This is a genomic window from Micropruina sp., from assembly GCF_047602085.1.
GTDB lineage: Bacteria > Actinomycetota > Actinomycetes > Propionibacteriales > Propionibacteriaceae > Micropruina.
The window spans coordinates 84,735-102,716 of record NZ_JASGID010000002.1; the positions used below are offsets into that span (position 1 = coordinate 84,735).

At 67.1% G+C, this 17,982-nt stretch carries 18 protein-coding genes; 7 read left to right on the top strand and 11 right to left on the bottom strand.

What is annotated here, in order from left to right; genetic code table 11:
- Positions 1-235: 235 nt before the first annotated feature.
- Positions 236-1,630, top strand: coding sequence for a right-handed parallel beta-helix repeat-containing protein (locus tag QM721_RS01230; protein ID WP_415118183.1), 1,395 nt, complete (start codon positions 236-238; stop codon positions 1,628-1,630).
- A 389-nt stretch (positions 1,631-2,019) separates the two neighbouring features.
- On the opposite strand, the gene QM721_RS01235 is transcribed toward QM721_RS01230, so the two are convergent.
- A complete protein-coding gene (locus QM721_RS01235) occupies positions 2,020-4,275 on the bottom strand; it encodes a 3-hydroxyacyl-CoA dehydrogenase/enoyl-CoA hydratase family protein (RefSeq protein WP_415118185.1) in 2,256 nt (751 codons plus the stop codon).
- A gap of 303 nt (positions 4,276-4,578) precedes the next feature.
- Here QM721_RS01235 and QM721_RS01240 point away from each other — a divergent pair, with 303 nt between their 5' ends.
- On the top strand, positions 4,579-5,004 hold the full coding sequence (locus QM721_RS01240; RefSeq protein WP_415118187.1) for a cupin domain-containing protein: 426 nt from the start codon (positions 4,579-4,581) through the stop codon (positions 5,002-5,004).
- Between the two features lie 261 nt (positions 5,005-5,265).
- On the opposite strand, the gene QM721_RS01245 is transcribed toward QM721_RS01240, so the two are convergent.
- The 6 genes from QM721_RS01245 to QM721_RS01270 all read right to left on the bottom strand — a co-directional run bounded on the left by QM721_RS01245 (position 5,266) and on the right by QM721_RS01270 (position 8,805).
- Complete coding sequence (locus QM721_RS01245; protein ID WP_415118189.1) at positions 5,266-6,048, bottom strand: DUF3152 domain-containing protein; 783 nt, start codon at positions 6,046-6,048, stop codon at positions 5,266-5,268.
- A gap of 122 nt (positions 6,049-6,170) precedes the next feature.
- Positions 6,171-6,617 carry a 50S ribosomal protein L9 gene (gene rplI / locus QM721_RS01250; RefSeq protein ID WP_415118191.1) on the bottom strand — a complete coding sequence of 149 codons (447 nt, stop codon included), beginning with the start codon at positions 6,615-6,617 and terminating at the stop codon, positions 6,171-6,173.
- A gap of 17 nt (positions 6,618-6,634) precedes the next feature.
- A complete protein-coding gene (gene rpsR / locus QM721_RS01255) occupies positions 6,635-6,874 on the bottom strand; it encodes a 30S ribosomal protein S18 (protein WP_415118193.1) in 240 nt (79 codons plus the stop codon).
- Positions 6,875-6,956: 82 nt separating this feature from the next.
- The gene (locus tag QM721_RS01260) at positions 6,957-7,511 is read right to left on the bottom strand and encodes a single-stranded DNA-binding protein (RefSeq protein WP_415118195.1); all 555 of its coding nucleotides are present in this window, start codon (positions 7,509-7,511) and stop codon (positions 6,957-6,959) included.
- Between the two features lie 64 nt (positions 7,512-7,575).
- Positions 7,576-7,866, bottom strand: coding sequence for a 30S ribosomal protein S6 (gene rpsF, locus QM721_RS01265; protein ID WP_105186645.1), 291 nt, complete (start codon positions 7,864-7,866; stop codon positions 7,576-7,578).
- 132 nt (positions 7,867-7,998) lie between these two features.
- Positions 7,999-8,805, bottom strand: coding sequence for a D-alanyl-D-alanine carboxypeptidase family protein (locus tag QM721_RS01270; RefSeq protein ID WP_415118197.1), 807 nt, complete (start codon positions 8,803-8,805; stop codon positions 7,999-8,001).
- Between the two features lie 239 nt (positions 8,806-9,044).
- Between QM721_RS01270 and QM721_RS01275 the strand changes: the two genes are divergently transcribed.
- The 3 genes from QM721_RS01275 (at position 9,045) to QM721_RS01285 (ending at position 13,447) form a co-directional block, all read left to right on the top strand.
- On the top strand, positions 9,045-9,836 hold the full coding sequence (locus QM721_RS01275) for a deoxyribonuclease IV (protein WP_415118199.1): 792 nt from the start codon (positions 9,045-9,047) through the stop codon (positions 9,834-9,836).
- A gap of 324 nt (positions 9,837-10,160) precedes the next feature.
- Positions 10,161-12,227 carry a phosphate acetyltransferase gene (pta, locus tag QM721_RS01280; RefSeq protein ID WP_415118201.1) on the top strand — a complete coding sequence of 689 codons (2,067 nt, stop codon included), beginning with the start codon at positions 10,161-10,163 and terminating at the stop codon, positions 12,225-12,227.
- A 32-nt stretch (positions 12,228-12,259) separates the two neighbouring features.
- Positions 12,260-13,447, top strand: a complete 1,188-nt coding sequence (locus QM721_RS01285; RefSeq protein ID WP_415118203.1) for an acetate/propionate family kinase — start codon at positions 12,260-12,262, stop codon at positions 13,445-13,447.
- A gap of 113 nt (positions 13,448-13,560) precedes the next feature.
- Here the strand turns inward: QM721_RS01285 and QM721_RS01290 are convergent, their stop codons facing one another.
- From QM721_RS01290 to QM721_RS01300, 3 genes are all read right to left on the bottom strand, one after another.
- Complete coding sequence (locus QM721_RS01290; protein ID WP_415118205.1) at positions 13,561-13,983, bottom strand: type II toxin-antitoxin system VapC family toxin; 423 nt, start codon at positions 13,981-13,983, stop codon at positions 13,561-13,563.
- Positions 13,983-14,243, bottom strand: coding sequence for a hypothetical protein (locus QM721_RS01295; protein ID WP_415118207.1), 261 nt, complete (start codon positions 14,241-14,243; stop codon positions 13,983-13,985). Before QM721_RS01295 ends, QM721_RS01290 begins: the two co-directional genes overlap by 1 nt.
- A 194-nt stretch (positions 14,244-14,437) precedes the next feature.
- Positions 14,438-15,040, bottom strand: a complete 603-nt coding sequence (locus tag QM721_RS01300; RefSeq protein ID WP_415118208.1) for a maleylpyruvate isomerase family mycothiol-dependent enzyme — start codon at positions 15,038-15,040, stop codon at positions 14,438-14,440.
- 273 nt (positions 15,041-15,313) lie between these two features.
- Here QM721_RS01300 and QM721_RS01305 point away from each other — a divergent pair, with 273 nt between their 5' ends.
- A complete protein-coding gene (locus QM721_RS01305; protein WP_415118210.1) occupies positions 15,314-16,129 on the top strand; it encodes a lysophospholipid acyltransferase family protein in 816 nt (271 codons plus the stop codon).
- Between the two features lie 79 nt (positions 16,130-16,208).
- Here the strand turns inward: QM721_RS01305 and QM721_RS01310 are convergent, their stop codons facing one another.
- Positions 16,209-16,940: a GntR family transcriptional regulator gene (locus QM721_RS01310; RefSeq protein WP_415118212.1), complete on the bottom strand. Its 732-nt coding sequence runs from the start codon at positions 16,938-16,940 to the stop codon at positions 16,209-16,211.
- A gap of 255 nt (positions 16,941-17,195) precedes the next feature.
- Here QM721_RS01310 and nagB point away from each other — a divergent pair, with 255 nt between their 5' ends.
- A complete protein-coding gene (gene nagB, locus QM721_RS01315) occupies positions 17,196-17,981 on the top strand; it encodes a glucosamine-6-phosphate deaminase (protein ID WP_415118214.1) in 786 nt (261 codons plus the stop codon).
- Position 17,982: the final 1 nt, after the last annotated feature.

The following is a 17,982-nucleotide window of genomic DNA, read 5'->3' on the forward strand; positions in this document are numbered from 1 at the left end:
CGGCCTTGTGGAAGAGTTCCCCGCTGCCGACTGTGCCGGCTTGAGAGCTGCGCCCCCTCGCTGGTCGAGTTGGGCCGGGAGCTAAGCCGGTATCGACACGTACCGGAGCTTCATCGCGCAGGTCGGCCGCCGGTCGGACGTCGGTCAGGTGCCGTCGCGACAACGCCTACACTGCTGCCTTCGGGAGACACGGGGGGGATTTCAGCATCGGCCGAGCAAGAAAGGCTCCAATCAGATGTCCAGTGGCCCCCGCCGCTTCGCAACCGTTCTCGCCACGACCACCGCACTAGCCGGCTTCGCGATCACACCCACTGCGCATGCCGCCAGCCTCAGCGAATCCATCGCGGCGCTCGGCGTCGATGGCAGCTACCAGGTGACCCGAATCACTCATACCGGTGACGTCACCAGCGAGTTGGCCGCCGCCGCCAAGACCGCAGCCAGTGCCGACCAGCCCCGAGTGATCGCCCTGCCCTCTGGCACGCTCAAGGTCTCTGAGCAGATCAAAGTCGCCAACAACGTCTTTCTGATCGCCGAGTCGGGCACGACCGTCACGCTCACCAAGTCGGCCGACCAACTGCTTTGGTTCAACGGGGTGAACGGCGGCGTCTTCGGCGGCATCTGGGACGCCGCCGGCAAGGCCTCCAACGTGATCGGCTCCAAAACGTCCACGCTGAACATGGCCGACCTCACTGTTCGCAATGCGAAGAAGAACGGCATCGTGGGCTACGCCAAGACCCAGCTCACCTTGTCGGAGGTGACCAGCACCGCCAACGCCAAGGACGGCGTGTACCTCGGCGAAGCGTCCACGCTCAACGCCACTGAAGTCCGGGCGATCAAGAACCGGCGCAACGGCCTGCAGTTGTCCAGTGGAGCGGTCGGCACGATCAAGGCCAGCACCCTCGACGGCAACGGTCTCGCGGTGACCGGATCAACCACCGGGAAGATCGGGCACGGGCTCGGCGTCTCTTCGGCACGGGCCACCGTGACCGGCACCAGCATGTCGTCGAACAAGGTGTGCGGCGCCTCGCTGACGGGTTCAGTCGAGGTCACCTTGTCGGACAACACGCTGTCTGACAACGGCCGGCACGGTGTCGGGACGACTGCCGGGGTAAAGGCCACGATCCACGACAGCGTGATCAGCGATAACCGATACAACGGCGTGCTGGCCTCCGGCTCGGGCACCGTGGTCGACCTCGCCCGGGTGAGCATCAGCGGGACGTCCCGCTACGGCCTCTCGGTGCCCACCAAGGGTTCGGCGACCATGCAGAGCTCCACGATCACCACGTCGAAGCGCAGCAACGTCTCGGTATCTGGCAAGGGCACGCTGACCATCGCCAGTGCGAACCAGATCACCGCAGGCCGCGCAGATGGCATCACCGTCAGCGGCAAGTCGAAGCTCACCGTCAGCGGAACCGGCAATCTGGTCGGCTCCAACAAGGCCAGCGGGCTGGTGGTCTCGGGTAAGAGCACCAGCGGACGGGTCACCGCACCGGTCACCTTCGAGAGCAACAACACATACGGCATCGTGGTCAAGACCAAGGGCACGTTGGCGACGGTCGGCAACGTCTTCACCAAGAACAAGGTCGCCACGATCCGCAAGCAGAGCGGCGGCACGCTCACCACGATCTGAACTCGGAGCAGCGCTGATCACCGCCCCGCCCGGCAGACCACATCATCACCAACGCGCACAAGCTCTACCCGGGAAGGACGTTGCCTAGGTTTGGTTTCGTTGCTCAGGTTTGAACCTGAGCAACGAAACCGAACCTGTGCAACGTCGGACGGTACCCACCCCGAGGGCCTGCTAATCACATGGGTGTAGTTATCCCCGACTGTGGGAAACTCTGTGGACAACGGCGCGCCGGGGTCCGGTTCAGGAGGGGGTCCGACAAGGCTCCACCGTCGGGGCCTAGGAAAGCGCCGATTTCGCAACCACCGCTGGTTGAGCTTGTCGAAACCCCTTGCCCCAGCGTGATGGCCGAGGTCTCGACAAGCTCGATCAGCGAAAAATCAGCGCTTCCTCTAGTTCTGCAACGGTGAATTTGTTGCCAGCATGTGGCGCATCCGAGCCTGGTTGGCGGGCAGCACCACCAACTCCAGCGCCACATCGAGTTCGCGGCGCAGCAATTCGGCCTCGGTCACCGGTTCGTCGCCGGTCAACATCGCGGCCAGCGCAGCCACGATGCGCCGATCGGTTGCGGACGCGCTCGCCCACGGCGCGTCCAGCGGCTCCAGGCTCGGGCTGTGCAAGGCGTACGAGACTGGTTCTGGGCGGCGTTCGACCCCGACCAGTTCGAGTGCGGCCGCCTTGGCCCGCTCGAGCACCCGGGCGCCGTTCAACACGATCTCGTCCGACGCCAGCAGCAGCCCCTCGGCCTGGGCCTCGAAGGCCGAGCCGCTGATCGTGCACGACGACGCCAGCCCGAACGCCCGGGCTGCAGCATCGGGAACACCACTCAGCGAGGCCCGGATCAACGTGCGGGTGACGCCGCCCCAGGCCGGAATCAGTCCCACTCTGCGTTCCGGAAAACCGGCATACAGTTCGGCCGCCGCCACGACATGATGGGCGGCCAGCATCAGTTCGCAGCCGCCACCCAGGGCCAATCCGCGGGCCGCCGCCACGACCGGGAACCCAGCCGCTCGCAGCCGGGCGAACGCCTGCTGGCCACTTTCGGTGAAGGCCCGCAGTTCGGCGGCGTCGTTGCGTTCCAGCAGGCCGGCGAACACGTTCAAGTTGGCGCCCGCCGAGAAGGCCCGCGGGTGGTCCGACCCGATCACCAGGGCCTGGAACGCCTGCTGCTGGCCCAGTTCGAGCGCGCGATCGATCAGGTCGAAGAGCCCCGGCTGGCACACGTTCATCTTGGTCCGCAGGGTTAGGCAGGCCACCCCGTCCCCCAGGTCGACCAGTGCCGCGGAGTCGTTCTCGGCCAGCACCCGGCTTGCCTGCCTGACCGTCAGCGGCCCCGGAGCAACCTCGACCACCGACCCGTCGGACGCCAGCACCACACCGGGGCCGGGCCGGAACCCTCCGGCCTCGCGGGCCTGGGCCAGCAACGGGGGCACCGGACGTCCCTCGGCCTCAAACCTCTCGACCAGCCAATCGGCTCCCACCTGTCCGGCCAGCGCGAACGGCCCTGCCTGCCACGCGTACCCCAGCGTCATCGCGGCATCGATCAGCTCGACGTGGTCGGCGATCGCTGGTGCCGTCGCGCAGCAGTAATCCACCAATTCGCGCAGCACCGCCCAGGCGTAGCGGCCGCCGGCCGAATCGGTCTCACACGCAGCCCGCAGGCCTTCGGCGTTTAGCACCGGGTCGGTGGGCACCTGCCGGGGCCGGTAGCTGAAGCCGGCGACCTCCAGCACCTCGTCGACCGGGCCGTCCGCGGTCGTGCGTCGCCGGGTGAAGCCGCCGGCTGCGCGGCGTCCGACCAACCCGCGCTCGAGCAGACCGGTGAAGGTGGGGTCGGTGGTGATGTCGAAGCGGTGATAGGCGTCGTCGGACGGCAGTAGCTGCAGAAAGCTGGTCCAGATCAGCGGCACCAGGTTGATGCCCACCAGGTCGAACAGGCCGAACACTCCGGTGCGGGGGGTGCCGAAATGCCTGGCCATCACGGCATCGGCAGTCTCGATGCCGACCTCACCGCGCAGCGCCTCGGACGCCGCGACAGCCATCCAGAAATTGCCGATGCGGTTGGCCAGAAATCCGGGGGTGTCGCGACAGCGCAGCACCGTCTTGCCGAGCTGGTGATCGCCGGCGGCGACCAGCCGCTCGACCACGGCCGGGTCGGTGCCCGGGCCCGCCACCAGTTCGAGCAACGGCAGGTGCCGGGGCGGGTTGAAGAAGTGGGTGATGGCGAAGTGGGCGGTGAAACCGGGGTCACGACCGTGCACCAACTGGGCCAGCGGAATGGTCGAGGTGTTCGAGGTGACGATCGTGGACGCCCCACGGTTGCGTTCAATGCTCGCGTACAGCTCGCGCTTCACCGCGAGGTCTTCGAACACGGCCTCGATCACCCAGTCCGCCTCGGCGTAGGCGGCAACATCGTCGACCACATTGCCGGGAGTCACCCGATCGGCGAACGCCGGCAGCATGAAGCCGCCACCCTTCACCTGGCGGGCGATGGCCTCGCGGGCCGGCCGCGAACGGTCGTCGGTCTCGCCGTCGGGCACCACATCGAGCAGGCGAACCACGACCCCGGCATTGGCGAGCTGGGCGGCGATGCCCGACCCCATCGCCCCGGCACCCACCACCACTGCTGTGCGAACGACATCGCCCACGGCCGACCTCCTTGCCCTGCAATCGACCCTAGCTGCACCGCTCATCAGTCGGTACCGGACCCAAGGAAACACCGATCAATCGTTGGTTGAGCGTGTCGAGAGCTCACAGGTACCGCTGCGGCAACGCGACAGCCCAGCTCAACCACTGGTTGTGCTCGTCGAAACCCCTAGTGAGAGCACTCCGTTCGAAGTCTCGGCACGCTCGACCAGCGAAAAATCAGCGCTTCCCCAACCCAGCAGAAGGCTCGAAAATGTCGGCGCCCTCGGCAAGGATGGGTTCCGTCCCCAACCGAGGAGTTTCCGATGACCGTCCGGTACAGCAAGGATCGTGGCACAGAGCCTTACGTCTTCGACATCGAGTCAAAGACCGTCACGAACGACAATTTCCGCACCACACTGTGGACGGGTGCCCACCTGCAGCTCACCGTGATGTCGATTCCGGTCGGCGGTGACATCGGTCTTGAGGTGCATCCCGAGAACGACCAGTTTCTGCGTGTCGAGCAGGGGCGCGGCCTGGTGCAGATGGGTCCCGCCGAGCACGACCTTCCGTTCCGCCGCGAGGTGCAGGACGACTGGGCGATCCTGGTGCCGGCCGGCACTTGGCACAACGTGACCAACATCGGCGACGAGCCGCTGAAGGTCTACGCCCTCTACGGGCCACCCGATCATCTTCCGGGCACCGTCCATGCCACCCAGGCCGACGCCGAGGCCGACCCGCACGAGCACTAACGGGCAGCGCTTCCTCACCGACGTGTTGATCAACGCAACCACCGCTGGTCGAGCCTGTCGAAACCCCTGGTCAGGGCACTCTATTCGAGGTCTCGACAAGCTCGACCAACGAGAAGTCAGCGCTTCCCCAGGGCCACGGGTTCGCCGTGCAGCCGTGTCTCGACAAGCTCGACCAACGAGAAGTCAGCGCTTCCCCAGGGCCACGGGTTCGCCGTGCAGCCGTGTCTCGACAAGCTCGACCAACGAGAAGTCAGCGCTTCCCTAGGGCCACGGGTTCGCCGTGCAGCCGTCGAGCCCGGCGCCCTGTTGCAGCATTACCGGTGCCTTCTTGCCCGAGCCCGCGCACTGTGCCTCGCGCTGCCCGAGCAGGTGCCCGATGGCGTGGTTGACCAAGAACGTGCGATAGCCGTCGAGGTCACCGGCGTAGCTCGCGGCGGCGGTCTTCCACTGCCCGGCGTTGATCACCACCACATCGCCCTTCACGCAGGTGAAGTCGGCCTCGCCGTCAGAGCCGCACAGCGTGGCTGCGGTCTTGGTACTGGCCAGGTACAGCTTCACGGTGGCCTTCGACTGCGGCACCAGCGCGAAGCGCACCTCGCCGTCACCGGTCCAACTGCGCGGGTCGTTGAGCACGCCCGCGACGGTGCCGGCCACGGTGTTGGCCTTCAGCTTGGCCGAACTCTCCACCGCTACCGCGTAGCGGTACAGCTTTCCCTGCGAACCGGCCGCGGCGGCCGTCGTGGTCGCCCAGTCGAAGTCACCTGAGGCCTTGATGCTGCTGCTCGGCGTGCCCGACGCCGACGCGGTCGCCGACGGCGACGCAGTGCCGCTCTCGGTGCCGGACGCGCTGGGCGAAGGCGACGGACTGGTAAACCTGGTGCCGCTGGGCGAGGGCACCGCAATGGTCGGAACGCCGGCCCGCTCGACCGGTGCCGAGAGCGCCCGGACGCCGACTGTCACTGCCACCAGCGCCGCGACGGCACCGGCGATCAGCGCGATTCGGCCCCAGTTGAACACGCGCCGACGAACCCCTGGATCATTCACCGATTCACCCTATGCGACCCTCGTGGACGCTTTGGGTTGCGACGCCCGGCGCGGCCCTGATCGGTCCGAACGCCGATCGAGCCTGCCGAGACGCATCTCGACAGGCTCGACCGAACAGGTGATCAGGCGGCGACGACCGCCACGTTGATGTGCGCCACCACGCCGCTGGTGAGCTTGAGGCCCACCGTGTGGCTGCCGACGGTCTTGATCGGCTTGGCGATCTCGACGGCGCGCTTGTCGACGGCCGGGCCGCCAGCCTTCTTCACTGCCAGCACGATGTCGGCCGGGGTGACGGCACCGAACAGCTTGCCGCTGTCGCCCGCGTTGGCCGGCAGCGAGACGCTGAGCGCCTCGAGCTGGTTGCGAATCTCTTTGGCGTGCTCGACGTTGCGAATCTCGCGAGCATCACGCGCCCGCTTGATGCCTTCGATCTGCTTCTCGGCACCCTTGGTCCACTTGATCGCGAAACCGCGGGGCAGCAGGTAGTTGCGGCCGTAGCCGTCCTTCACCTCGACGATCTCGCCGGGGATGCCCAGGTGGTCGACCGGGGCGGTCAGAATGAGCTTCATGCTGTCGTCCCTTCTGGTCAGCGAGCGGTCGAGGCGTAGGGCAGCAGGGCCAGTTCGCGCGCGTTCTTCACGGCGATCGCGACCTTGCGCTGCTCTTGCACGGACAGACCGGTGACCCGGCGGGCGCGGATCTTGCCCCGCTCGCTGATGAACTTGCGCAGGGTCGCGGTGTCTTTGTAATCGATGTGGCCGATGCGCACCGACTTGGCCGGCGCGATCTTCTTCTTGTTCACAGGCTTGCGCTGCTGTGGGGCCATTGTGGTGCTCCCTTTCAGTGAGCCCGGCCGAAGCCGGAATGACATTGCTTGCTGGGTGCGGACGGGGCCCGTCCGCGGGTGATCAGAACGGCGGCTCGTCGTTCTGCGCCGAGGCCCACGGATCGTTGCCGGCCGAGCGGTTGTTGCCGCCGGACGACCACGCGTCGTTGCCGCTGTTGCCGCTGTTGTTGCCGCCGGAATAGTTGCCACCACCGCCGGAGTTGCCGCCACCGGAGTAGTTGCCCCCGCCGGAGTAGTTGCCACCACCGCCGCCGGAATTGCGGCTGACCTTCGCCGAGGCGTACCGCAGGGACGGGCCGACCTCGTCGACCTCGACCTCGAACACGGTGCGCCGCTCGCCCTCACGGGTCTCGTACGAGCGCGACTTGAGCCGGCCCTGCACGACGACCCGCATGCCCTTGGTGAGCGATTCGGCGACGTTCTCGGCCGCCTGCCGCCACACCGAGCAGTTGAGGAACATGGCGTCGCCGTCCTTCCACTCACTCGTCTGCCGATCGAAGGTGCGCGGAGTCGATGCAACGGTGAAGTTGGCCACGGCCGCCCCGGACGGGGTGAAGCGCAGTTCGGGGTCGGCGGTCAGATTGCCGACGAGCGTGATGATGGTTTCGCCTGCCATGAGAGTGTCTTTCGATCGGTGAATGTCACTCAGAGCGTGCCAGCCGGGGCCGACAGTTTTCGCTCTAACGGGTGTCGGGCCGGATGACCTTGGTGCGCATGATCTGCTCGTTCAAGGTGAACTGGCGATCCAGTTCCTTCACGTCGGCAGGCTCAGCGGTGATGTTGATGACGGCGTAGATGCCTTCGGACTTCTTGCGAATGTCGTAGGCGAGCCGGCGACGGCCCCAGATGTCCAGGTTGTCGACGGTTCCACCGGCCTTAGTCAGGCCCGCGAGCGGCTTCTCCAGCAGGCCATTCACCTGACGGTCGTCCACGTCGGGATCGATGATGACCATGACTTCGTATTGACGCATACGCGAACTCCACCTCCTCTGGTCTCGAGCGGCCATGAGCATTTCCCATGGCAGGAGGGCGTGTGCATGGTGCCACGGGGCACCAAGGGTCTACTTTAGCCGTCCGGACGACACCGGGGCCAATCGCGCCGCTCACGCCAGCCGCAGGTACTGCTCGATCGTCACGTCAGCGCCCAACGCCCGGATCGCCTTCGCCTGCTGAACCCCCACGTAACGCCAGTGCCACGGCTCAAAGCCGATGCCTGTCAGCTTCGTCTTACCCTCGGGGTAGCGCAGCACGAACCCGTAGTTCTGCGCGTGCGCCCGCAGCCAGCGCCACTCCCGGGTGCGAACGAACGACGTGCCGCGTCCGGACGGGCTGCGCAGGTCGACCGCCAGCCCGGTCTGGTGCTCGCTGGCGCCCGGCACCGCCACATACTTGCGGGTGTAGGCCCGGCCCATGGTGGCCAGCCGATGGGTGTACAACGCCTTCTGCTCGGCGTACGAGCGGTAGCCCGACACGACATACAGCCGCAGCCCGGCCTTCTCGATGGCCCGCTGCATGGCCCGAAACGCCTTCGCCGCCGTCGGAGTCAACTCGAAGTCGCCGATCGTGGGCCGGTAGCCGGCACTCACCGGGTGCTCGGCCGACACCACGACGATTCCGTTCACCGTGAACGGCCGGCCGAGTTCCTTGCCGGTGCGCTCGTCGACCGGCCTGGTGGAGGGCCGCAACGCGTCGCTGGGCGACGGGTCGATGCTCGGAGTCGCCGACAGCGTCACGCCGGTGCTCGGCGTTGCCGTGGGCACCCCTGTCTGTGCCCCAGCAGGGCTGGCGCCTGCCTCCGATCCGGGCACAGCCGGGGCGTCCGCCGCCGAGCACCCGGCCAGTTGAGCGCCGCCCAGACCGAGCACGACCGCTGCGGCTGCCGTAGCCAGCCACCGGCGTCGCAGGGTCATTCGGGGCCCGCTTTCCGATCGCGTTTCATTCAGTCCCGTTTCGTTCAAAGGTCTCGACGTGCCCTGCCTGGGTCTCGACCAGCCATCTTGTCGCACCCATTCATCGTCATCTCAGTCTCGACACGATCACCCGACGGTTCCGTTCTCGACACGCGTGCGTTCCCGGGGTGAGGGGCAGCAAACCACCGTTGGCACCCGAGCAGCCCGAGGTGTCGGACGCCCCGGTTAGGCTCAGCCACATGATTGCGATGGGTGCCCACGTCGACGCTACCGACCCGATCGCCGAGGCCACGGCCCGCGGCGCACAGCTCAGCCAGTTCTTTCTGGGCAATCCGCAGGGCTGGAAGGGGCCGCAGGTGGCCTACGCAGGCGGCGCCGCTGCCCTGCGCGCAGACGCGGCCGCGGCCGGAGTTGCCCTCTACGTGCACGCCCCTTACGTGTTGAACGTGGCCAGCACCAACAATCGCATTCGCATACCGTCGCGGCAGCACCTGCAAAAGCAGCTCACCGCAGCGGCCGAGATCGGTGCCGCCGGCGTCATCGTGCACGGTGGGCATTTGGGCGCCGGTGAAGACCCCGAGATTGGCTTTACCAACTGGTTCAAAGCAGTCGACGGCCTCGACATCGCCGTTCCGCTGCTGATCGAGAACACCGCGGGCGGCAGTAACGCCATGGCCCGCCACCTGGAGCGCGTCGACCGGCTCTGGGCGGCCATCGGCGCCTCGGCCAATGCCGATCGGGTCGGGTTCTGCCTCGACACCTGCCACGCGCACGCCGGCGGCAACGAACTGATGGGGCTGGTCGACCGGATCAAGGCGATCACGGGGCGCGTCGACCTGATTCACGCCAACGATTCGCGCGATCCGTTCGACTCCGGCGCCGACCGGCACGCCAACTGGGGCGCCGGCCAGTGCGACCCCGAGGGCATCGCCGACGTGCTGCGTAGCGCGGACGCCCCGGTGGTGATCGAAACCCCGGGCGGCGTCGACGACCACGTCAAAGACCTCACCTGGCTGGCCGATCGACTGTAGGGGGTCTCGACAGGATCGATCACGGGGTTAACGAAGCGCTGATCACTGCGCCTACCGCTGGTTGAGCTTACGTCGAAACCCCTAGTCAGAGCACTCCGTCTGAGGCTATCCGGGTCTGGCAAGGGGTTTCGACGTAGCTCACGCAGCGACGGTTGCGTTGATCAGCGCTCCGGCCCGGGAACCCATAACCACAGGTGCACCCGACGTAGCCGATACGCCCGACCAACCGGGTCTCGACGAGCAAGACGAGCTCGACCGCCGAACCAGGAACGTCCCGTGGACTGCTAGCAGACAGCGTCCGGGCTCAGGCAATAGCCTGGCGGCGTGACTCGAACAATCTACGTGGCAGCCCCCGAGGGCCAGACCGGTAAGTCCGTTGTTGCCTTGGGGTTGCTCGACACCCTGCTGCGTGAGGTCGAGTCGGTCGGGGTGTTCCGTCCGCTGGTTTCCGCCGGGCAGCACGACGACATCCTCGAGATGCTGCTGGCGCTGCCGGGCATCAACCTCACCTACGACGACGCCGTGGGCATCACCTACGACGAGATGCGCGCCGACCCCGAGAGTGCGCTGACCACTCTGGTCGAGAAATTCGGCCGGATCAGCCCCCGTTTCGACGCCATCGTGGTGCTCGGCTCCGACTACGCCGACGTCACCAGCCCGACCGAGCTCGCCTTCAACGCCGACATCGCCGCCAACTTGAACGCAGCCCTGCTGCTGGTGGTCAACGGCTTCGAACGCGACGTGCGTGAGATTCGCGACGCGGCCGACGCGGCGCTCAGCGAGTTCACCGCCCACCATGTGCAGACCATCGGCGTGATCGCCAATCGGGTCGACCCGGCCATCCTGGACGAGACCTCTGACGCCCTGCGCCAGCTCACCCACCTGGTGGTCGCGGCACTGCCCTCTGAGCCGCTGCTGATCGCCCCCACCCTGCGCGCCCAGTTCGAGGCGGTCGGCGCCACCCAGGTGCTGGGCAACCCCGACCTGCTCGACCGCGAATCGCAGGACGCCATCGTGGCCGCCATGACGCTGCCCAACGTGCTCTCGCGCCTGGTCACCGAAGCCACTGTGTTGATGCCCGGCGATCGCTCCGGCGACCTGCTGCCCGGACTGATCCTGGCTCACCACTCCGGTTCGTTCCCGCAGCTCACCGGGGTGATCCTGACCGGCGGCTACCCGATCCCTGAGAACGTGGTGAAGCTATTCGACGGCATGCACCTCGACCTGCCGATCGGCATGACCGACAAGGGCACCTACACCACCGCCCAGGACGTGTTCAATACCCGCGGCCACTTCACCTCGTCGCCGCGCAAGGTTGAGGTGGCCCGGCGAATCTTCGCCGAGCGAGTCGATTCCGCCGAACTGATCAAGGCCCTCGAGGTGCCGGCCGCCAGCGTCGTGACGCCGCTGATGTTCGGCTACCAGCTCAATGAACTTGCCCGCCGCCACCGGCGCCGCATCGTGATGCCCGAGTCGACCGACGACCGCATTCTCGAGTCGGCCTCGATTCTGCTGCAGCGCGGAGTCGCCGACCTGACCCTGCTGGGCGATCCGGTGACGATCAAGACCCGCGCCTCGGCCATGGGCTGGGTGTTGGACGGCGTCGACATCGTCAACCCGGACGACCCCGAACTGGTCGAGCAGTTCTCGGCCGAGTACGCCCGACTGCGGGCCCACAAGGGCATCAGCCTCGAACAGGCCCGCGAGAAGATGAAAGACCTGTCGTACTTCGGCACCATGATGGTGCACCTGGGCATGGCCGACGGCATGGTGTCGGGGGCGATCAACACCACCGCCAACACCATTCGTCCCTCCCTGGAGTTCATCAAGACCAAGCCGGGCGTCAAGGTGGTGTCGGGCTCGTTCCTGATGTGCATGACAGACCGGGTGCACGTCTACGCCGACTGTGCCGTGAACCCCGACCCGACTGCCGAGCAGCTAGCCGACATCGCGATCAGCTCGGCCGAGACCGCGATCGCGTTCGGCATCGAGCCGCGGGTGGCGATGCTGTCGTACTCGACCGGCACCTCCGGTTCGGGCGCCGACGTCGACAAGGTGCGCCAAGCCACCGAGATCGTCCGCGAGCGGCGTCCCGACATCGCGCTGGAGGGGCCGATTCAGTTCGACGCCGCCGTCGACCCCGACGTGGCGAAGACCAAGCTGCCCAACTCACCGGTCGCAGGCAAGGCGACGGTGTTCATCTTCCCCGACCTGAACACCGGCAACAACACCTACAAGGCCGTGCAGCGGTCCTCCGGTGCCGTGGCGATCGGCCCGATCCTGCAGGGCCTGAAGAAGGCCGTGAACGATCTGTCGCGCGGCGCCCTGGTCGACGACATCGTGAACACCGTGGTGATCACGGCGATTCAGGCCCAGGCCGACAGCAACTGAAACCCCGTCCGACCCCACTCCGAGGAGCCCGAATGAGCACGCCCATCTTGCTGCTGAACGCCGGATCGTCATCGATCAAATACCAGGTGATCGACGCCGACGACGAAAGCGTGCTGGCCTCGGGCCTGGTGCAGCGAATCGGGGACGAGTCCGGCACCATCGACCACACCGTCAACGGCCAGACCTTTCATCAGGAGCGTGGCTTCCCCAACCACGGACGTGCCTTGACGGTGATGGTGCAGTTGTTCGAACAACACGGCCCGGCGCTGTCGAGCGTGGTCGCCGTCGGTCACCGCACGGTGCACGGCGGTGCCCAGTTTCGCGAGACCACGCTGGTCACCGACGAGATGCTGGACGCCCTGCGCGAGCTGTCGCCGCTGGCGCCGTTGCACAACCCTCCGGCCATCGCCGGCATCGACGCCGCCCGCAAAGCGCTGCCGGACGTGCCACACGTCGCGGTCTTCGACACCGCCTTCTTCTCGACCTTGCCCGCCCCGGCCTACACCTACGCGGTGGCCCGCGACGTGGCGCAGCAGCACGGCATTCGCCGCTACGGCTTCCACGGCACCTCGCACAGCTACGTGTCGAAGAAGGTCGCCGAGGTGCTCGGCCGGCCGTATGAGGAGCTGAACCAGATCGTCTGCCACCTCGGCAACGGCGCCTCGATCTCGGCGATCCGCGGCGGCGTCGCGGTGGACACCTCGATGGGCCTGACCCCGCTGGAGGGCCTGGTGATGGGCACCCGCAGCGGCGACGTCGATCCCGGACTGCACGCCTACCTGGCCCGTCAGGTGGGCATGAGCATCGACGACATCGACACCCTGCTGAACAAGAAGTCGGGCATGTTGGGGCTGTGCGGGGCCACCGATTTTCGTGACATCAATGACCTGATCGCCGACGGAGACCCCGACGCGACGCTCGCCCTCGAGGTCTACGTGCACCGGATGCTGCACTACATCGGTGCCTACCTAGCGGTGCTGGGCAGCCTGGACGCGATCACCTTCACCGCCGGTGTCGGCGAGAACAACCCGGTGCTGCGGAAGGCGATCATCGACCGGCTCGCCGGCTTCGGCTTCAGCCTGGACGACGACGCGAACGCCGTCCGCTCCAAGGAGCCGCGGGTGATTTCGACCCCGGATTCGAAGGTGACCGTGCTCGTCGTGCCCACCAACGAGGAGCTGGCCATGGCCCGCGAGACCAAGGCGGCCGTCGGCGCCTGACGCAAGGGAACGCTGGCCAACGCACCCACCGTTGGCTGAGCGTGTCGAAACCACGTGTCGCACCAGGTCGTCCACGGTCTCGACACGCTCGACCAACGAAAATCAGCGCCTCCCTACTGACCGGCAGTGGCGTCCCGGGGATGCACGGCAACGAGACCGGGTACCTGCACGAAGTCGCGGTCGAGGGTAACGATGCGGTCGAACCCGACCTCCAGAGCCGTGGCGGCGTGCAGTGCGCCGCGGCCGCGTAACGGGGTCGATTCGACGACGCCCAGCGAGCGCCGGAAGACCGCCGCCGTTACCTCGTGCAGGTGCAGCACCGCGAGCAGGGCGCGGGTTTCGCGCAACGCACGGGGCCGGTCGGTGACCCGCATGCGATGAAAGAGGTACTCCTGCATCGCCTCGATGCTGGCGTGCACAGCCTGTCCGGTGCTGACCGCGGTATCGAGGAACACCCGGCTGGGTTCGCGGTCGGGGTGCTCGCCGCCGGCGGCGAGCAGCAGCACGGAGGTGTCGACGAACCAGCTCTGCCGCATCAGCGCACACTGCCGGCGAGGTCGTCCTCAATACCGTCCTTGATCTCGCTCCAGCCGAGCCCGGGGCCGGCCGGATCGCGGGTGAGATCGAGCCAGACCTCAATGGCCGCACCGCGTTCATCGGCGCCGAGGAATCGGTAGTCGATGGCCTCGCGGATCACCGCCGCCACGCTCCGCCCGCTACGCGACGCTTCGGCGGACACCAGCCCGTACCGCTGTTCATCGAGCAGCAACTGCAACCGACGCTCCATCACCGACATACACATACATTAGCATGTGTAGGCTGCGTGCCAGTCGTGCGGCGCGTGCCGGGCGTGGCCAGAGATGCCCGGACGGGTCGACCAGCAGTCGCAGATCGGGTTCGTTGGTCGAGCCTGTCGAGACCTTGGGGGGACCTGGTGCTGGCAAAGGGGTTTCGACAAGCTCAACCAGCCCATCGCCACCAACAGCGCGACTACAGCAGTTCGAACGCCGAACCGTCCCGGGCGGACAACTGGCGCACCGCGTCCAGCCCGCGACCGTTCAGCACGGCCGCGTCGCAGATGATGTGCAGCACCCGGGCGACCGCGGCGGGCGGCAGCCGCGGCTCGCGTCCGACCGCGAGGGCCAGGTCGGAGGTGTGCACCACCAGTTCGACGGTGCGGGTCTCCAGGTAGTCAGAGAACCGCATGCCGCCGAGGATGGTGTCGATCACCGGGTCACCGTCGGTAGCCGCGATGGCGGCGCGCAGCCGTCCGATCATGGTTTCGACGACCTCCGCCGGTTCGTCGCCAAGGTCATGACCGGCCGCGACGCCCCGCTCTGCCACCGCGTCATGGATCGACCGATCGACCAGGTAGCCGGCTGCCAGGTATTCCGCCGCCGATCTCAGCTCGATCTCGGCGGCCGGGCGGCTCAGGTAGTCGTGGGCGGTGGTGACGGCACGCGCGGTGTGGCCGACCAGGGACCGGACGTCCCACACCCCCAGTGCCGGGCGCTCCCAGGCATCGTGCGGTATCTCGCTGACCAGGGCAACGAAGGCCTCGGCGGCGTCGAGCATCGTCTTCGCGGTATCCATGCCTGACCGTACCGGCCCGGCCACCGCCAAGCACAGGGGTGAGAGACCTTTGGATTTGGACAGAATTGCGATGCTGGCTTTGGTGGATGCCTACAACAGCGGGTCTTTTCCATGCCCGCCGAGCGTGGGAATCTTACAGAAAGTGCTAGCCAGGCACGCGCCGCGTTCCACCGCCCGCCAGGCCTCCCGTATCTTGAGCACAGCAGGCAGTGAACCTGGTCGCTCGGGTTGCTGCGCCACAATGGGCTGACCGATCGGGCGGAAGGGTGAATGGTGTCTGACGACGACAACACCAACCGCTACTCGTCGGCCGGCGGGGTGGCCGGACGGTTCGTTGCCCAGCAGTTGTTGATGAAGCCCTACATCTGGTCGGCGGTGCACGTGCATGAGCACGGACGCCGCAATCTCGACACCTTGAAACCACCCTTCATCGCCGTCGCCAACCACTCCAGCCATCTGGACGCCCCGCTGATCATGGGCGCGCTGCCCCAGCGGCTGAGCCGCAATCTGGCCGCCGGCGCCGCCGCCGACTATTTCTTCACCAAGTGGTACACCACGGCGGCCACCCGGCTGTTCTTCAATGCCTTCCCGGTCGATCGCAAGGGGCTGCGCAACCGCAAGGGCCTGGCCGGCGTGCTGATCAGTGAGGGTGTTCCCCTGCTGCTTTTCCCCGAGGGCACCCGCTCACGCACCGGAGCGATGAAAAATTTCACCCCCGGCCACGCCGCGCTTTCGATCAGCCGCAACGTGCCGGTGCTGCCGATCGCGCTGGTCGGCGCCTACGCCGCGATGCCGTACGGCACGACTCGGCCGCCGCAGGGGCGTCCCAGCGTTCACGTGGTGTTCGGCCGTCCACTGAAGGCGGCGCCGGGCGAGATCGCGCACCAATTCGCCGAGCGCATCTACCGCTACGTGGTCGAACTGCACGATTCGACCGCGCGCGCCTACGGCATGCCCACCCAGGCCGACTTTCATCGGGCCGTTGCACTGCGCAAGGCGGCCGCCGAGCAGGCGGCGCAATTGGCCCAGAGTGCCACCAACCCCGAGCCCCCGATCAGCACCCCCTCCTCCAACGCCTCCGGCGGCTGACGTCACGAAATCGCTCGCTCAAGCTACCTGGGCTCGCGCAGGCGGGCGGGCAGCAAGTGGTTGGGCGATCGGCACCGGGTCAGTCGAGCCGCTGGCGTGAGACGAACCGAAACCGGTCCCCCCGAAAGCGCCCGGTCGACCACTCCACGCTGCGCCCGTGGGCATCCCATCCGGTGCGGTTGATCAGCAGCAGCGGCAGGCCGGTATCCACCCCCAGCAGGTCTGCGGTGATCGGGTCGGCCAGCACCGTCTCGACGGTGTCTTCGGCCGTGGCCAAGGCGATGCCGTACGACTCGCGCAGGGTGCGGTACAGCGATTCATGTTCGGCGAGCCGCTCAGCGAGTTCGGGCAACGGCCCCGGCAACAGGGCTACTTCGTGCGCGATCGGCTCCTCAGCCGCGGTGCGCAGCCGCTCGACCCGGTGCACCAGGGTGTTCGGAGGCACCTGCAGCCGTTCGGCTGCCTCGATGCTGGCCGGCACCTGCGAGATGTCGAGCACCACGCTGCCGGGGCGCCACCCCTCGGCGGCCAGATCTTGCGAGAACGACGTGAGCGGACGCACCACCATCAGCTTCGGTTGGGCGACGAACGTGCCGCTGCCCTGCGTGCGCGCCAGCCGGCCGTCCACCACCAGTTCGGCGATGGCCTGGCGCACCGTGGTGCGTGAGGTGTCGAACCGCGCCGCGAGTTCACGCTCGGTGGGCACCGCCGTGCCCGGTGCCAGATCGGCGATCAGACCGAGTAGCTCCTGCTTTACCCGGTAGTACTTGGGCACCCGCAGCAGGCCTGCCTCACGAGTTCGCATGGTCATGGGGCCAATCTAGGAGACGACTGGCCCAGGAAAACGCTGCTCTTTCGCTGGCCGAGCGTGTCGAGACCTCAGACGGGGTGCTCTCACTAGGGGTTTCGGCACGCTCAACCAACGGTGGACGCCTTGCTCATCGCTTGCCGAGACCAAAGCTTGACGCTTCGTATTGGTCTATGCCAATCTTGAACTATTGGTCTACACCATTCCTCCGATGTCCGCCACCCCTCGCGCACCCATCCGAGAAAGAGAGAGTCAATCATGGAGATCGTCATCTGCCCCACCGCTTCCGAAGCCGGCAAGCTCGGCGCGGCGGCCATCGCGGCACTGCTGCAACGCCAGCCGGAGGCCGTGCTCGGCCTGGCCACCGGATCGTCCCCGCTGCACATCTACGACGAACTGGCCGCCCGCTGCCAGGCCGGTGAGGTCAGCTTCGCCCAGGCCAAGGGCTTCTCGCTCGACGAGTACGTCGGCCTGCCGTCCGACCACCCTGAGACGTACCACAACGTGATTCGCAGAGACTTCGTGCATCGCGTCGACTTCGACGACAGCGGCGTGCACGGCCCGGACGGCCTGGCTGCCGACATCCCCGCGTTCTGCGCCTCCTACGAGGAGGCGATCGCGGCGACGGGCGGCGTCGACCTGCAGATTCTGGGCATCGGCACCGACGGTCACATCGGGTTCAACGAGCCCGGCTCGTCACTGGCGTCCCGGACCCGGATCAAGACCCTCACCAAGCAGACCCGGATCGACAACGCGCGCTTCTTCGGCGGCGACATCGACCAGGTGCCCACGCACTGCATCACCCAGGGCCTCGGCACGATCATGGCGGCCCGGCACGTGGTGCTGGTGGCCAGCGGGACGGCGAAGGCCGAGGCCGTCCATCAGTTGGCCGAGGGTCCGGTCAGTGCGTTGTGGCCGGCGACGATCCTGCAGCATCATCCGCATGTGACGGTGCTGCTCGATGAGGCCGCGGCGGGCCGTCTGCAGTTGACCGGCTACTACCGCGAGACCTATGCCTCGAAGCCGGCCTGGCAAGGCCTGTGAC

What these genes read in the sequence shown, in the direction of transcription:
- QM721_RS01230 (WP_415118183.1), top strand. Translation starts at nt 236, where the DNA reads ATGTCCAGTGGCCCCCGCCGCTTCGCAACCGTTCTCGCCACGACCACC.
- QM721_RS01270 (WP_415118197.1), bottom strand. Translation starts at nt 8,805, where the DNA reads ATGACCCTGCGACGCCGGTGGCTGGCTACGGCAGCCGCAGCGGTCGTG.
- QM721_RS01240 (WP_415118187.1), top strand. Translation starts at nt 4,579, where the DNA reads ATGACCGTCCGGTACAGCAAGGATCGTGGCACAGAGCCTTACGTCTTC.
- QM721_RS01290 (WP_415118205.1), bottom strand. Translation starts at nt 13,983, where the DNA reads ATGCGGCAGAGCTGGTTCGTCGACACCTCCGTGCTGCTGCTCGCCGCC.
- QM721_RS01300 (WP_415118208.1), bottom strand. Translation starts at nt 15,040, where the DNA reads ATGGATACCGCGAAGACGATGCTCGACGCCGCCGAGGCCTTCGTTGCC.
- QM721_RS01310 (WP_415118212.1), bottom strand. Translation starts at nt 16,940, where the DNA reads ATGACCATGCGAACTCGTGAGGCAGGCCTGCTGCGGGTGCCCAAGTAC.
- QM721_RS01275 (WP_415118199.1), top strand. Translation starts at nt 9,045, where the DNA reads ATGATTGCGATGGGTGCCCACGTCGACGCTACCGACCCGATCGCCGAG.
- QM721_RS01260 (WP_415118195.1), bottom strand. Translation starts at nt 7,511, where the DNA reads ATGGCAGGCGAAACCATCATCACGCTCGTCGGCAATCTGACCGCCGAC.
- nagB (WP_415118214.1), top strand. Translation starts at nt 17,196, where the DNA reads ATGGAGATCGTCATCTGCCCCACCGCTTCCGAAGCCGGCAAGCTCGGC.
- rplI (WP_415118191.1), bottom strand. Translation starts at nt 6,617, where the DNA reads ATGAAGCTCATTCTGACCGCCCCGGTCGACCACCTGGGCATCCCCGGC.
- QM721_RS01295 (WP_415118207.1), bottom strand. Translation starts at nt 14,243, where the DNA reads ATGTCGGTGATGGAGCGTCGGTTGCAGTTGCTGCTCGATGAACAGCGG.
- rpsF (WP_105186645.1), bottom strand. Translation starts at nt 7,866, where the DNA reads ATGCGTCAATACGAAGTCATGGTCATCATCGATCCCGACGTGGACGAC.
- rpsR (WP_415118193.1), bottom strand. Translation starts at nt 6,874, where the DNA reads ATGGCCCCACAGCAGCGCAAGCCTGTGAACAAGAAGAAGATCGCGCCG.
- QM721_RS01285 (WP_415118203.1), top strand. Translation starts at nt 12,260, where the DNA reads ATGAGCACGCCCATCTTGCTGCTGAACGCCGGATCGTCATCGATCAAA.